General features: G+C 56.1%; 10 protein-coding genes. 5 read left to right on the top strand and 5 right to left on the bottom strand.

Annotated elements, in window-relative coordinates:
* The first annotated feature begins 16 nt into the window (after window positions 1–16).
* The 5 genes from Q9292_RS09005 (at window position 17) to Q9292_RS09025 (ending at window position 4,480) form a co-directional block, all read left to right on the top strand.
* Window positions 17–271: a phosphopantetheine-binding protein gene (locus Q9292_RS09005; protein ID WP_313987085.1), complete on the top strand. Its 255-nt coding sequence runs from the start codon at window positions 17–19 to the stop codon at window positions 269–271.
* The gene (locus Q9292_RS09010; protein ID WP_275356717.1) at window positions 271–1,509 is read left to right on the top strand and encodes a beta-ketoacyl-[acyl-carrier-protein] synthase family protein; all 1,239 of its coding nucleotides are present in this window, start codon (window positions 271–273) and stop codon (window positions 1,507–1,509) included. The genes Q9292_RS09005 and Q9292_RS09010 overlap by 1 nt, the downstream gene beginning before the upstream one ends.
* 2 nt (window positions 1,510–1,511) lie before the next feature.
* Window positions 1,512–2,663, top strand: a complete 1,152-nt coding sequence (locus Q9292_RS09015; RefSeq protein ID WP_313987088.1) for a GNAT family N-acetyltransferase — start codon at window positions 1,512–1,514, stop codon at window positions 2,661–2,663.
* A complete protein-coding gene (locus Q9292_RS09020; protein ID WP_194749370.1) occupies window positions 2,638–3,033 on the top strand; it encodes a hypothetical protein in 396 nt (131 codons plus the stop codon). The genes Q9292_RS09015 and Q9292_RS09020 overlap by 26 nt, the downstream gene beginning before the upstream one ends.
* A 232-nt stretch (window positions 3,034–3,265) precedes the next feature.
* Window positions 3,266–4,480, top strand: a complete 1,215-nt coding sequence (locus Q9292_RS09025; protein ID WP_313987092.1) for a diguanylate phosphodiesterase — start codon at window positions 3,266–3,268, stop codon at window positions 4,478–4,480.
* Here the strand turns inward: Q9292_RS09025 and Q9292_RS09030 are convergent.
* From Q9292_RS09030 to Q9292_RS09050, 5 genes are all read right to left on the bottom strand, one after another.
* Window positions 4,477–5,892, bottom strand: coding sequence for an efflux transporter outer membrane subunit (locus Q9292_RS09030; protein ID WP_313987094.1), 1,416 nt, complete (start codon window positions 5,890–5,892; stop codon window positions 4,477–4,479). The two genes, Q9292_RS09025 and Q9292_RS09030, sit on opposite strands and share 4 nt — an antisense overlap.
* Complete coding sequence (locus Q9292_RS09035; RefSeq protein ID WP_313987097.1) at window positions 5,889–9,017, bottom strand: efflux RND transporter permease subunit; 3,129 nt, start codon at window positions 9,015–9,017, stop codon at window positions 5,889–5,891. The genes Q9292_RS09030 and Q9292_RS09035 overlap by 4 nt, the downstream gene beginning before the upstream one ends.
* Window positions 9,014–12,100: an efflux RND transporter permease subunit gene (locus Q9292_RS09040; protein WP_313987100.1), complete on the bottom strand. Its 3,087-nt coding sequence runs from the start codon at window positions 12,098–12,100 to the stop codon at window positions 9,014–9,016. Before Q9292_RS09040 ends, Q9292_RS09035 begins: the two co-directional genes overlap by 4 nt.
* A gap of 15 nt (window positions 12,101–12,115) precedes the next feature.
* Complete coding sequence (locus Q9292_RS09045) at window positions 12,116–13,420, bottom strand: MdtA/MuxA family multidrug efflux RND transporter periplasmic adaptor subunit (RefSeq protein ID WP_313987101.1); 1,305 nt, start codon at window positions 13,418–13,420, stop codon at window positions 12,116–12,118.
* A gap of 385 nt (window positions 13,421–13,805) precedes the next feature.
* On the bottom strand, window positions 13,806–14,372 hold the full coding sequence (locus Q9292_RS09050) for an MOSC domain-containing protein (protein WP_313987103.1): 567 nt from the start codon (window positions 14,370–14,372) through the stop codon (window positions 13,806–13,808).
* Window positions 14,373–14,497: the final 125 nt, after the last annotated feature.

Below are 14,497 nucleotides of genomic sequence, written 5' to 3' on the forward strand. Positions count from 1 at the left end.
TAAGTAAGGAGTGCTTATGCAGAATACACAGAATACATTTGAAGTCGTCAGCGGCCTGATCGCCAGCAAGCTGGAGATAGACCAGAAGACGATTACACCGCAAAGCAAGCTGGTCGACCTTGGCCTGGACTCGCTGGATATTTTTGACATTATCTTCCAGGCTGAAGATCAGTATGGCATCAAGGTGCCTAACCCTTCAGAAGAGATTGCCACCGTAGAAGATGTGGTGCGCATGCTGGACGACTTGCTCAAGACCGAGGCCAGCGCATAATGAGCATGCCGCGTCGGGTGGTGATCACGGGGGCGGGCATCGTTTCGCCGCTAGGCAACGATGTGACGACCTTTCAACAAAGCCTGTTGAATGGGGTGTCAGGCATTGGTGCGCTCAAGGCCGAGTTTGCCGAGCAACTCGAAACGCGGATTGCTGCCCAGTGTCAGTTTGAGCCCGAGCAGCATTTCAGCCGCCAGGAGCTAGCCTTGCTCGACCGCGTCAGCCAGTTTGCCTTGCACAGTGCCGAGCAAGCCTTGCAGCAGTCTGGTATCGATTTGGCTGCCTTCAGTCCAGACGCGCTTGGTTGCTTTATCGGCACCGGCATGGGTGGCGCTGCCGCCACGGAAGAAGGCTATGCGCGCTTGTTCAAACAGGGCCTGAACCGGCTCAAACCGTTTACGGTACTGATGGCGATGAACAGTGCCGCTGCCTCGCAAATTGCGACCAAATACCAGCTGGCTGGCCCGAATCAAACCATTTCCACCGCATGTTCTTCTGCCGCGATTGCCATTGGTGAAGCCGCCAAACAGATTGCCTTTGGCCGCTGTGAAGCGGCGCTGGCCGGCGGCAGTGAAGCCTTGCTCACCTTTGGTACCATCAAGGCCTGGGAGGCGTTGCGTACCCTCGCCAAAGAAGACCCGCAAGCCGCTGCAGCCTCCTGCAAACCGTTTTCTGCCGATAGAACGGGCCTGGTACTCGGCGAAGGTGCAGCCGTGTTCGTGCTCGAAACCTACGAACATGCCAGTGCGCGCGGCGCGCATATTCTGGCGGAAATCGTCGGTTTTGGTACGTCAAATGACTTTAGCCATATGACCCAGCCTTCGGTCGAAGGTCAGGCCCTGGCCATGCAAAAAGCCTTGCAAGATGCCGGCCTCAACCCTGAGCAGATCAGCTATATCAATGCTCACGGCACCGGCACCCAGCTCAACGATGTAACCGAGACCCGTGCGATCAAGCAAGTGTTCGGTGAGGCGGCGGCGCAGATTCCAGTCAGCTCCACCAAATCCATGCATGGTCACTTGATGGGCGCTGCGGCCGCGGTCGAGTTGGTCGCCTGCATTGTCGCCTTGCAGCAAAACACCTTGCCACCCACCATGCATTTGCACACCCCGGACCCGGAATGTGATTTGAATTACGTGGCCAACCAGGCGCAACCCGTTCAGCATCTCGAGACTGTCATGAGTAACTCGTTTGCCTTTGGCGGCACCAGCGGTGTCCTTATTTTGAGAAAGATCTAATCATGCAAACTGCCTTATATATGGATCCCAACCTCAGTGCCGAAATGCCTGTGTTTGACGTCGAAGTTGGCTACAGTGCCGCCAAGTTTCCCGAGGAAACCTGGAAAACACTGTTAAAGGATGATCTGGAAGGCTACCGCTTGCATCTGGCGTTTGACTCCGCCAATGTGCAGGGTTTTAAAACCGGTTACCTGGCGGTCAAGAAAAATCAGGTCATTGTTTGCCTGGCGCCGTTTTTTATCACCGATTACAACCTGGATACCACGGTGCAAGGGCGCCTGAAACCCTTGCTGCAAAAAGTCCGCGAGCGTATTCCTTTCCTCATGCGGGTCAAATTACTTTGCGTCGGTTCGCCGATCACCGATGCCTGCAAAATGACCTTGCATCCTGACTATCCGTTTGATCCGGCCATGATGCAGGCCCTCAATGCGCAGTTGCAAAAAATTGCCGCCAAAGCCGGTGCCTCGGTGATTGCCTTTAAAGATGTGCTGGCACGTGACCTGCAAAAAGTGGGTGCCCCGCTCAATGCGCTGGGCTACAGCACGCTCAGAAACATGCCGGTCGCCGTCAATCAGATCGCATTTGACTCGATGGAGGCCTACTTCGCCAGCCTGAGTTATGCCACGCGCAAAGACCTGCGTAGAAAGCTCAAAAAACGCTCGCAGATTGAAATCCGCGAAGTGCAGGGCATGCCGTCCAATCTGGACGAAATCTACAAGCTGTATCTCGAAACCTATGAGCGTAGCGAATTGAAGTTTGAAAAATTGACCAGCAGCTTTTTTGAGTTTGTGGCGGGCCTGATGCCAGAAAATACCCGCTTTGTGCTGTATTACCTCGAAGGTAAGCTGATTGCGTTTAACATGCTGCTGCACAATGGCCATACCCTGATGGACAAATACATCGGCATGCATCAGCCTGTCGCGGCGGAGCACAACATTTACTTCTTAAGCTGGATCTATAACATCGAGATGTGCCTGCGCGATGGCATCACACAGTTTCAAAGTGGCCAGGCTTCGTATGAAGTGAAGAAAAGACTGGGCGCCGAGCTTGAAGACACTTATTTGCTGTTTAAACATACCAACCGCTTCCTGAATCAACCGCTGGCTTGTCTGGCCAAATTGCTTGCTTATGAAAACTTTGACCAGAACATCTAACGCCAGTGTCGTCTGGTTATTTTCACTGCTGATTTTCTGCGATACGTTTAGTCAGGTGTTATTTAAGATGGCCTCGCTGGAGGTTGGCGCGGCCTCATTGGAAAGCTGGCAGAGTTTTTTTGCCTTTGCCGGCTCACTGTTGCTGCAGCCTGCGCTGGTGGGTGGGGTGATGCTGCTACTGGTGGCGTTTTGTTGCTGGATGCTGCTCATGTCTCGCACCGACCTCTCCAAGGCACATTTGATCTCTGGCATTGCCTATGCCACCGTGCCACTGGTCTCTGTCTATTTGTTTGCCGAGCATCTGAGCCCGGCGCAAATCATGGGCATTGGCCTGATCACCCTGGGGGCGACGATTTCCAGTCTCAGCTAGCAGCGGGCGATTAGCGCAATGCCAGCCTCCATTCACGCGTCCAGCATGCGATGTCACACCTGAATGTGCGGGTGACAGGGTTTAAAAATAACAGTGTCACATCTCCCCACTACAGTGTTGACGGTTTTCCGGTGAAACATCTGACTTTTTTGCTGTTTTAGATAATGTTTTTATGTTTAGATTAATTTTTGTTTGTATAATACATTAATATAAATTTGTTTTTGTAATAAATATGTTTACGGTATTGGTGTATAAAAGTCGCTCAGTGAAGCAGCTGGTGGGGGATGAACTTGCTGCATTGGTTGACGCTGCTGCTGAAAAGAATCAAAAGAATGCCATTTCAGGCGTGCTCTTATACGATGGCGACTATTTTCTGCAATATCTGGAAGGTCCGGATATTGCCATCAAGCTGCTTTATCATCTGATTACCTTGGATGACAGGCATCGTAATGTGGTCAAGCTGATGGAGGACTTTTCTCCTGCGCGGCGATTTGGCGGCTGGTCCATGTACTGCATTGATGTGCAAAAGGTGTATGGTGAAGACATTTATGCCCTGTTGTCAGAGGGGGCTACCTTTAATAGCGGCGAGTCGCTCCCCGATCATGACCGTGTTATTAAACTGATCACGGCCTTTGCCACCTCCCGCTGGAGCGATGGCGAGCGGACACTGCACGCGGAAGACTGGCAGTTTCAGCCCCAACCATCCCCTTTTGATGTCGTGAATCCTGCCCGCATTCAGCAGGCGGCTTGCCAGTTTGCATTTCAACCGATTGTTTCTCCGCTGACTGGACTGATCTCTTCGATTGAAGCGCTGATCCGCAGCCCGTCTGGCGGCTCCCCGCAGCAGTGTTTTGAGGGATTGTCAGCCGAGGAGTTATATCTATTCGATCTGGAATCCAAGCAGCACGCGTTGGCCCTGGCATCGCAGATGCAACTGGGACCGATCAAGTTATCCATCAACCTGTTGCCGATGTCTTTGGTGCGGGTGCCCAATGCGGTGGAAAAGCTGCTCAGTTATATCGCACAGTTTGATTTCAAGCCGCAGCAAATCATCGTTGAAATCACCGAGCAAGAGTCTATTGCTAACTTTGATGACTTTCAGCGCGCCATCAGGGAGTTACGTCTGGCAGGCATTAGCGTGTCGATTGATGATTTTGGTGCCGGCTTTGCCGGCCTGACCTTGCTGTCCAAATTCCAGCCTGAGAAGCTTAAGGTGGATAGACTCATTGTCGAAAATATTCACAAGGATGGCCCCAAGCAGGCGATTGTGCGGGCGCTGATTGAGTGTGCCCATGCGCTGGGCATTACGATTGTGGCCGAAGGGGTAGAGACCGTGGAAGAATGGTGCTGGTTACAATCTGCCGGCGTCGATTTGTTTCAAGGGTTTTTATTTGCCAAGCCCATGCTCAATGGGGTGGCACCTATCCAGTGGCCTGTTCAGACTTAATAGTTAGACTGGGGCAGCACGTAAGCGCCACCCAGTGCCACCATCAAAGCCACTGAAGCATTGAGCCTGCGCCCGGTGATGGAGAGCAGGTTGCGCTCGGCGGTCAACAGGGTGGATTGCACGTTGACCACGTATTGGTATTCACTGATGCCGGCACGGTATCGGTTCTCGGTTTGGGTGACGGCTTCGCGTGCAAATTTGACGGCGGTTTCCTGTTCTTTTGCCTCCGCCTCCAGAATACGCAGCAAGGCCAGATTATCCTCAACTTCGCGCAAGCCATTAATCACGGTTTGTTTATAGGTGGCGACACTGGCATCGTAGCGGGCAATGGCGGCATTGGTGTTCGATCTACGCAGCTGGTTATCAAAAATCGGCCCGGCCAGCGCGGGGCCCAGTGACCAGAGGCGGTTAGGCAGCGAAAGCAGATTGCTCAGGCTGTTGTCGCTATAGCCAAAGGTCGCGCCCAGCGTCAGCGTGGGGAAGAGTGCCGCACGTGCAACGCCGATCTGTGCATTGGCGGAGGCGACCCTGCGCTCAGCCCCGGCAATGTCTGGTCTGCGTTCCAGCAGGCTGGCAGGCAAGCCTGTATTCGCGGCGGGCAGAGACAAATTGGCCACGTCCTTGTATGGTTGTTCGGGGATGGACAGCTCTGCTGGCGGCTTGCCGATCAGTACTGCAATCGCATGCTCCAGTTGCGCTCGTGAGGCGCTGATATCAATCGACTGTGCCAGTGTATTGCGTAATTGCGTTTCGGCCTGGGCGATTTCCGTGCGCGAGGCCAAGCCCACGTTATAGCGGTTGGTGGTCAGCTTGAGTGAGCGATCAAAGCTTTTGGCCGTGTTATCCAGCAGCAGCTTTTGCGAGTCCAGAATCCTGAGCTGAAAATAGGTTTGTGCCAGCGTAGACTGGACCGAGAGCTTGGCCGCTGCCAGGTCGGCGGCCGTGGCTTCGGCATTGGTTTCGCCGGCAATCACGCTGTTACGTATTCTGCCCCACAAGTCCATCTCCCAACTGGCATTGAGGCCAATGCTGTAATCACTGCGCACGCCAGTGGTATTGGTGGTCTCTCCGCGGGTGGCGCCTGCCTGCCCGTTGAGTGCGGGCAATTGCGGCGAGTGGCTCGCCCGCGCCAGTGCCAGCCCTTGCCGATAATTGGCCTCCGCAATCAGGATGGTATAGTTGGCTTGATTGGCCTGTGTGAGTAAGGCGGTCAGTTGGGGATCGTTGTAGCGTTCCCACCAGGCCGCAGACAGTTCTGGTGAACCGGGCTCGGCCACTTTCCAGCCTGCAGGCGGCGGTTCTTTGTATTGTGCCGGTATCTCGACGCGCGGGCGTACATAGTCTTGCCAGACACTGCATCCTTGTATCATCAGGCCTGCCATGGCCAGCACCCACATTTTGACTATGTTCATACCGTTTGATTCTTCAAAGAATTTGAGTTTAACGAGAGGCCGAAACGCTGGCTGAGCCAACGTCCCGCATCATCCAGATACAGATAAACCACGGGCGTGGTGACCAGCGTCAGTACTTGCCCTACCAGCAGGCCACCGACGATGGAGATGCCCAGCGGCTGGCGGATTTCAGCACCATCGCCGACACCCAGCAACAAGGGCACCGCCCCCAGTACCGCCGCCAGCGTGGTCATTAAAATGGGCCGCAAGCGTTGCAGGCAGGCCTGGGTGACGGCGGCTTCGGCAGAGAGCGCGTGTTCACGCCGCAAATGAATCGCCGCATCAATCATGATAATGGCGTTTTTCATGACAATGCCCACCAGGAGCACAATGCCTATCATGGCGATAATGGTCAACTCGCTGTCAAACCATAACAGGGCCAGCAAGGCGCCTATGCCCGCCGAGGGCAGGGTGGAGAGGATGGTCAGCGGATGGATCAGGCTTTCGTACAGCATGCCCAGCACGATGTAGATCGCGATCACGGCGGTCAGGATCAGCCACGGCTGGCTATCCATGGAATCCTGAAACGCTTTGGCTTTACCGGCAAAGGTGCCATGGATGCTCTCTGGCGGCACCAGCGCGGAAAAGGTCGATTCGATGGCCTGGCTGGCGGCATCCAGCGCATAGCCCTGGGCCAGGTTAAACGAAACCGTGGCGGCGGCAAACTGCCCCTGGTGATTGACCGCCAGCGGCGTATTCACCGGTTGCCAGTGGGCAAAACTGGCCAGCGGAATGCGCTGGTTTTTCAGGCTGGTCAGGTAGATATTCTGTAAGGATTCCGGCCCCTGCGCAAAGCGGGCAGCCACCGTCATCACCACATAGTATTGATTGAGCGGCTCGTAAATGGTGGAGACTAGCCGCTGGCCAAAGGCATCATTCAAGGCACTGTCAATTTGCTGCTGGGTGATGCCCAGGCGCGTGGCCGCATCGCGGTCCACCACCAGATTAATCTGCAAGCCCTTGTCTTGTGCATCACTGGAGACGTCAGTCAGTTGCGGCAGCTTGGCCATGGCATCTTTGAGTTTGGGAGCAAACTGGCGCAAATCGTCTACGCTGCTGGAGAGCAAGGTGTATTGGTATTCTGCCGAGCCCGGACGCAAGCCGATATTGAATTCCTGTTGTGGCCGCAAGCGTAACGAAGCGCCAGCCACGCGGTCCAGTTGCGGGCGCAAGCGATCCACCACTTCTTGCGCCGAGGCCTGGCGCTCTGCACGGGGTTTCAGCCGCGCATTGAGCATGCCGGTATTGGATTGCCCGCCGCCAAAGCCACCCGTGTATTCATAATAGGTATCGATATCGGGGTCGCGGGCGATGATCTGCATGAATTGGGCCACTTTTTCACGCATGGCCCAAAACGACAGATTCTGGTCGCCCTCGAAGTTGCCTTGCAAGCGGCCGGTATCTTGCAGTGGAAAAAAGCCCTTGGGCACCAGGGTATACAGATAAAGGTTGCTGGCGATGGCCACGGTGAAGAGCAGCAGAATCAGGCGCCTGTGGTGCAGGCTCCAGCGCAGCACACGCTGATACACCGACGCAGGCCAAGGCTGGTCCTGCGTGGCGAGAGCGGGACGCGTATGGTCAGCGCCGCCTGCCTTTGCGCCATGCTTTGCTGCCTGCGGCCGCAGTAGTTTGGAGGAGAGGACGGGTGTCAGTGTCAGCGACACCAGCAATGAAATGATCACCGCACTGGCCAGCGTGATTGAAAACTCGCGGAACATGCGCCCGACCACACCGTCCATGAACAGCAGCGGAATAAATGCCGCAATCAGCGCCAGGCTCATGGCGATAATGGTAAATGACACCTCGTGCACTGCCCGCAGCGCTGCCTGCAAGGGGCTGAGGCCATGTTCAATGTGCCGGGCCGTATTTTCGACCACCACAATCGCATCATCCACCACAAAGCCGGTGGCAATAATGAGCGCCATCAGGGTCAGGTTATTGAGGCTGAAACCGCACAGGTAAATCACGGCCAGCGTCCCCAGCAAGGACACCGGAATGGCGATGCTGGGAATCAGCGCCGCGCGCCCGCTTTTTAAAAACAGAAAAGTCACCACGATCACCAATCCAATCGAAATCAGCAGGCTGTGTTCGACTTCTTCTAACGATTTGCGGACGATGGTGCTGCGGTCTATGAGTACTTCCATGGCAATGCCAGGCGGCAACAAGGGCTGCAGCCGGGGTAGCAAGGCCTTGATGCCATCAACCGTGGCGACAATATTGGCGCCCGGGATATTATTCACCGCGATGACCACGCCGGGCTTTTGCTTGACGCTGCCGGCGCTGCGCAGCTCCTGCACCGAGTCTTTCACCTCGGCAATGTCGCGCAGCCTGACCGGGGCGGCATTGCGCCAGGCCACAATCAAATCACGAAAATCGGCCGCCTGGCGGTTACTGTCGTTAACCTCCAGCTGCCAGCGTTTGCTGGCACTCTCGATAAAGCCTTTGGGTAAATGGGCGTTGGCATTGGCGATGGCCGTGCGGATCTGGTCCAGGCTAATGCCATATTGATTGGCAGTGAGCGGATTCACTTCTACCCTGACCGCCCGCAAGGCGCTGCCATTGACGTTGACCTGGCCCACGCCATCCACTTGCGAGATGCGCTGCCCGACCAAGCTGTAGGCCACATCGTACAGCTCGGACTGGCTGTAGCGGTCCGAGGTCAGCGCGATATGCATGATCATGGTCGGGCCACTCTTGCGCCAGGTTGGGTTGCTTTGCATGCCGGCTGGCAGCAAGGGGATGGCGGTATTGATGGCCGCTTGCACATCGCGTGCGGCACTGTCTGCATTGCGGTCCAGATCAAACTGCAAACTGACCCGGGTCTGGCCTTTGGTGCTGCTGGAGGTCATTTCGTTGAGGCCGGCAATATTGCCCAGCGAACGCTCCAGCGGCGAGGCAACGGCGGAAGCCATGGTTTCGGCGCTGGCGCCGGGCAGGCGCGCAAACACATCGATGCTGGGCATTTCCACTTGCGGCAGCGAGGCAATCGGCAGCGCCACATAAGCCGCAATGCCGGGCAAGGCAATGGCCAGTGCCAGCAAGGTGGTGGCCACGGGGCGGCGCAAAAACAGCGTGAGCCCACTCATGGGTTCGCCTCGCTGTGTGTGACTGCTTTGTGCTGACCAGGCTGGGCCAGGCGGTCAAACATCAGGTAGATGACTGGCGTAGTAAACAAGGTGAGCAACTGGCTCACTAACAGGCCGCCTATCATGGCAATGCCGAGCGGCGCACGCAATTCTGAGCCGGGGCCATCGCCGGTGACCAGCGGCATGGCACTTAACAGCGCCGCCAGTGTGGTCATCAGGATAGGCCGGAACCTGAGCAGGCAGGCTTCATAAATGGCTTCTTCAGGCGACTTGCCATGATGGCGCTCGGCCTCCAGTGCAAAATCAATCATCATGATGGCATTTTTTTGCACAATGCCGATCAGCAAGATAATGCCGATGATGGCAATCACGCTGAGCGGGTGTCCTGTCAGCATGAGGGCCAGCAAGGCGCCGACGCCCGCTGAAGGCAAGGTGGAGAGGATGGTCAGCGGGTGGATATAACTTTCATACAAAATCCCCAGCACGATATACATGGTGAGAATGGCGGCCAGCATTAAAAACAACTCGTTGCCGAGTGCAGCATTAAATGCCGCGGCTGCGCCCTGAAAACGGCTGATGATGGTGGCCGGGAATTGCATGCGCTGTTTGACTGCATCAATTGCTGCCACGGCATCCCCCAGGGCATAGCCATCGGCAAGGTTAAAGCCAATGGTGACCGAGGGTAACTGGTCTTCCCGGTTCACCACCAGCGCCGCCGGTTGCTCGCTGATACGGGCAATGCTGGCCAGCGGCACCTGGCGCCCGGTATTGCTGGTGACATAAACCTGATCCAGCGCCTGCAAGCCCGAGGCCGAGGACGGTTGCGACTCAATAATTACGCGGTACTGATTGGCCTGGGTGAAAATGGTACTGATCATGCGCTGGCCAAAGGCGCTATAGAGCGCATTGTCCACATCCGCCATGGTAATGCCCAACCGCCCGGCACTGTCGCGGTCCACGGTCACGGCGGCGCGCAGGCCGTCGCTGTGCAGGTTATGCGTGACGGTGGTCAGTTGCGGCAGCTTGCGCAGTGCTTGCATAAAGCCGGGGAGCGCGCTTTGCAAGGCCTGCGGATCGGTGCTGGTCAGCAGGTATTGATACTGGGTCTGGCTGACACGGTCTGACAGCGTCAGGTCTTGCACCGGTTGCATAAACAGCTTGAGCGGGGCGGTGGCCTCCAGGCGAGATTGCAAGCGGGTAATGACCTCGCTGGCGCTGGCCTGGCGTTGCGGGTAGGGCTTGAGGTTGATCAGCATGCGGCCACTGTTATGCGTGGTGTTGACCCCATCCACGCCCACCACCGAAGAAATACTTTCTACATCGGCATCCTGCAAAATGGCTTCTACCACGGCTTGCTGCTTGTGGCTGATCACGCTGAAGGCATCCGAACCGTTGGCCTCAGTCATCACCTGGATAAAGCCGGTATCCTGGGTCGGGAACAGGCCTTTGGGGATGCTGATCACCAGCGTGACCGTCAGCACCAGCGATGCGGCGGCAAGCAGCAATACCAGCGGCTGGTGCCGCAAGGCAACCTGCAGTCCTCTGCCGTAATAGGCAATGATGCGGTCTATGAGGTTAGTCTGGTTTGCGACAGGGGCTTTGGCTGGTTTGAGCAAGCGCGCGCATAGCATGGGCGTCAGGGTGAGCGAGACTACCGCCGAAATGAGGATGGCGACCGCCAGTGTGACGGCAAACTCGCGGAACAAGCGGCCAATCACATCGCCCATAAACAGCAAGGGGATCAGCACCGCAATCAGCGAAAAGGTCAGCGAGATAATGGTAAAGCCGATCTGGCGGGCGCCCTTGATGGCGGCATTCATCGGCGTCTCGCCTTCTTCAATATGGCGCGCGATGTTTTCGATCATGACAATGGCATCATCGACCACAAAGCCGGTGGCAATGGTCAGCGCCATCAGGGTGAGGTTGTTGATGCTAAAGCCTGTTGCATACATGATGCTAAACGTGCCCACCAGCGACAGCGGTACAGTCAAACTGGGGATGACGGTGCCCGCCGCCGTGCGCAAAAACAGGAAGATCACCATCACCACCAGGGCAATGGCCAGCATGAGCTCAAACTGCACATCTTCAAGCGCACTGCGGATGGTATGTGTGCGGTTAGTGAGTTCGCTGACGCTGACATCGGCCGGCAAGCCCGCAGTCAGGCCGGGCAGGCGCTCGCGAATCTGCTCGACCACCTCAATCACATTGGCGCCGGGCTGGCGGCGGATATTGACCAGAATGGCGGGCGTTTGATTGGCCCAGGCAGAGATATACAAGTCTTCTTGTGCTTCTTTCACCTCAGCCACATCCCGCAGGCGCACGGGCCGGTCACCGGTGTTGGCAATAATCAGGTTACGGTATTCCTCTGCGGACCGTAGCTGGCTGTTGGCATCGAGTTCATAGGCCAGCAAGGGGCCATCAATATTGCCTTTGGCCTGGTTGGAGTTGGCGCTGTCTATGATGGTGCGCAGCGTATTCATGCCCAGGCCGTAGGCCGCCAGCACGGGCTGATTCACCTGAATGCGGATCGCCGGTTTTTGCCCGCCATCCACACTGACCAGGCCCACGCCACTCACCTGCGCAATTTTTTGCGCCATGCGTGTATCCACCAGGTCGCGTAACTTGGGCAATGGCAGGCTCTGCGAAGTCACGGCCAGCGTCAGCACCGGGGCATCGGCCGGGTTCACCTTGTTATAGATGGGCGGGGAGGGTAAATCCGCAGGCAAAAAGGTACTGGCCGCGTTCATGGCCGCCTGTACCGACTGGACGGCAACATCGAGGCTGTTTTTCAGACTGAACTGCAAGGTAATGACTGAAACACCGCCAGAACTGGCAGAAGACATATGCGCCAGGCCAGCCATAGAGCCAAATTGACGCTCCAGTGGCGAGGTCACATTCATCGCCATCACCTCGGCACTGGCGCCGGGGTAGAGCGTGACCACTTGAATCATCGGGTAATCGACCTGCGGCAAGGCAGCTTTTGGCAACAAGGTATACGCCAGCAGGCCCGCCAGCAGAATGGCGACCATCAATAACGAGGTCGCCACCGGTCTTAAAATAAACAGCCGTGAAGGGTTCATCATCGTCAGGCGTGCCGCTTATGCCCCGGCTGCCGCGCGGCGTCTATGCTTGGATGCTTGTCCATCAGCGCTACCACTGGCCGGCGCTGGATCCGCCTGCTCAGCCGGATCCAGCGCGTGATTCGGGTCCTTGACCCGCACTTTGGCGTCTTGCTTGAGTTTATCAATGCCGCTGCTCACCACCCGGTCACCCGGCTGCAAGCCCTTGGTAATGGCCGCGATTTCTGCGTCGGTATGCCCGACCGTCACCGCTTGCAACACCACTTTTTCGCCGTTGGTATCGGGCACAATTTTATACACAAAAGCGCCGTCCGGCCCTTGCTGCAAGGCATTGATCGGGATCATGCTGGCATGCGGAATCGTCTCGCTAAACAGTTTCACATTCACAAACTGGTTAGGAAACAGATGGTCGTCCTCGTTGGCAAAGGCCGCCTTGAGCTTAAGTGTGCCCGAAGTCGTATCAATCTGGTTATCAATACTCTCCAGCACCCCGCTGGCCAACCGCCGCGTATTGCCTTTGTCCCACGCTTCTACCTTGAGTTTGTGCAAGCCAGCGCTTGACTGGCTTTGTGCCACCAGGCGCGTGATGCGGTCTTCCGGCAGCGTAAACACCACATGGATAGGATGAATCGCATTAATCACTGCAATCGGGCTGGTGGTGTCGATATTGTTGCCGCTATCGACCTGACGCAAGCCAATGCGGCCGCTGATTGGCGCGGTGATGTTGGTAAAACTGAGCTGTAACCTGGCGTTTTCCACCGAGGCTTTGTCGGCCTGCACTGTGCCCTGGTATTGCTGCACCAGCGAGGCTTGTGAGTCTACTTGCTGCGAGGCAATCGAGTCTTGCGCTTGCAGGGTTTTATAGCGCTCCAAATCAATCTGGCTGTTTTTGAGCAAGGCCTGGTTGCGCACCGCCTGCCCCTGAATCTGCCCCAGCGCCGTTTCAAACGGACGCGGATCAATCTTCGCCAATAACTGCCCTTGCTTGACCAGCTGACCTTCCTGAAAAGCCACTTGAATCAATTGCCCGGCCACGCGGCTGGTCACCGTCACCACCGCAGACGGAATTGCCGTCCCCAGCGCCGTATGTGTCACCGGAATATCGGCAACCGTCACCGTGGCCGCTGTCACTGGCGTGGGCTTGTCTCCCCCCGGGCCATGATGGCCGTGTCCGTGTCCGCGACCATGCCCCTGCCCAGCTTGCGCCTCTGCCTGGGGCGCCTCAGCCCCTTGATCGGTACGCGGATGTTTCCAGAACCAGATTGCCAACCCCAGGGCAATCAGTCCTATTGCAGTGTTCAGTAGCGCTTTTTTATTAGACATAGCCGACTCAATATGCTTGCTCAACGTTGAAAATACAAACATCTCTTCATGCGGTCAATCATTCACCCCGCGACTTGCATTTTATCGCGCCCATCCCCCGATTCTGGTTTTCCAGAAAAAGAAAATTCCAAATCGCAAACGGGAGGAGTTTGTAATTGGGGTGGGACTCACTGTGATATCTGTTTACAGGGCGTAACCTTGCATCACCGCATTGAGTGCTGCATTTGCTAGGCAGCTAATCTAACAATTGGTGCGATTATTGTGCAAAAGATTTTGTCACGAAATGTATCAACCCCTGATTCAACGCCGGGGATTGAAGCGGGCTTAGTCAGGGGGTAGGCGGCGAAGACAAGTCAGGAAAAAGTAATTTTGCGGGCTGCTTCTGCTAGAAGCTCAAAGACGATTGCAACGGCGCATCTGTTGCAGACTCAGCGACCATCACCCGCACCGGGTCTCCTCGCTGCAGTATCCCACTTTTTAAAACCCGAGCCGTGACCCCGCCATGACCACGCATGGCGTTGTAACCGCCTGTCCCCAGCACCTGCTCCATACGTGAGCATGGCTCACAAGGGCCAGTCACCTCCAGCACCACTTCACCTATCAATAAATGCAAGGGCTGATCTTTAAACAGCGATTTAGCCGCCAGCAGATTGAGCCCGGAGACAATCAGGTTGCGCCTGAGCACCCCCGGATCCACCTGCGCCCGACCCGTGAGTGCCGCAATCACTTGTAAATGCTCGGCTTGCAGCAAGGTCACCTGCCGTTTGCTGCCATTCGCTTGTGATGACGCCCTCAAGCTGGCTCTATCCCCTTGCAATCCACGGTTTGCTATCGCTAAGGCTTGATTGGGTGACAAACAAGGCTGACCGCGATCTGGACGAAGGTAAATGTTTTCCAGTCGACCGTGTTGGCTAAAGTGCTGGGTTAAGTCACGCAGGGTGGCGGTTTGCATTGATTGAGTCTTAAAAATAAGCGGCGATTCATAAATTGGGGCGCTGGGAAAACACAATTGATTTTGTTTGCGTATCGCCTAGAACGATTATATCGAGTTTGAATAGCGAGTCATGCAACCCATGC

The organism is Methylophilus sp. VKM B-3414, assembly GCF_032248435.1.
Lineage (GTDB): Bacteria > Pseudomonadota > Gammaproteobacteria > Burkholderiales > Methylophilaceae > Methylophilus > Methylophilus glucosoxydans.

Excerpts from the sequence above, each read along its gene's own strand:
- Q9292_RS09005 (WP_313987085.1), top strand. The coding sequence starts at position 17 with ATGCAGAATACACAGAATACATTTGAAGTCGTCAGCGGCCTGATCGCC.
- Q9292_RS09010 (WP_275356717.1), top strand. The coding sequence starts at position 271 with ATGAGCATGCCGCGTCGGGTGGTGATCACGGGGGCGGGCATCGTTTCG.
- Q9292_RS09015 (WP_313987088.1), top strand. The coding sequence starts at position 1,512 with ATGCAAACTGCCTTATATATGGATCCCAACCTCAGTGCCGAAATGCCT.
- Q9292_RS09020 (WP_194749370.1), top strand. The coding sequence starts at position 2,638 with ATGAAAACTTTGACCAGAACATCTAACGCCAGTGTCGTCTGGTTATTT.
- Q9292_RS09025 (WP_313987092.1), top strand. The coding sequence starts at position 3,266 with ATGTTTACGGTATTGGTGTATAAAAGTCGCTCAGTGAAGCAGCTGGTG.
- Q9292_RS09030 (WP_313987094.1), bottom strand. The coding sequence starts at position 5,892 with ATGAACATAGTCAAAATGTGGGTGCTGGCCATGGCAGGCCTGATGATA.
- Q9292_RS09035 (WP_313987097.1), bottom strand. The coding sequence starts at position 9,017 with ATGAGTGGGCTCACGCTGTTTTTGCGCCGCCCCGTGGCCACCACCTTG.
- Q9292_RS09040 (WP_313987100.1), bottom strand. The coding sequence starts at position 12,100 with ATGATGAACCCTTCACGGCTGTTTATTTTAAGACCGGTGGCGACCTCG.
- Q9292_RS09045 (WP_313987101.1), bottom strand. The coding sequence starts at position 13,420 with ATGTCTAATAAAAAAGCGCTACTGAACACTGCAATAGGACTGATTGCC.
- Q9292_RS09050 (WP_313987103.1), bottom strand. The coding sequence starts at position 14,372 with ATGCAAACCGCCACCCTGCGTGACTTAACCCAGCACTTTAGCCAACAC.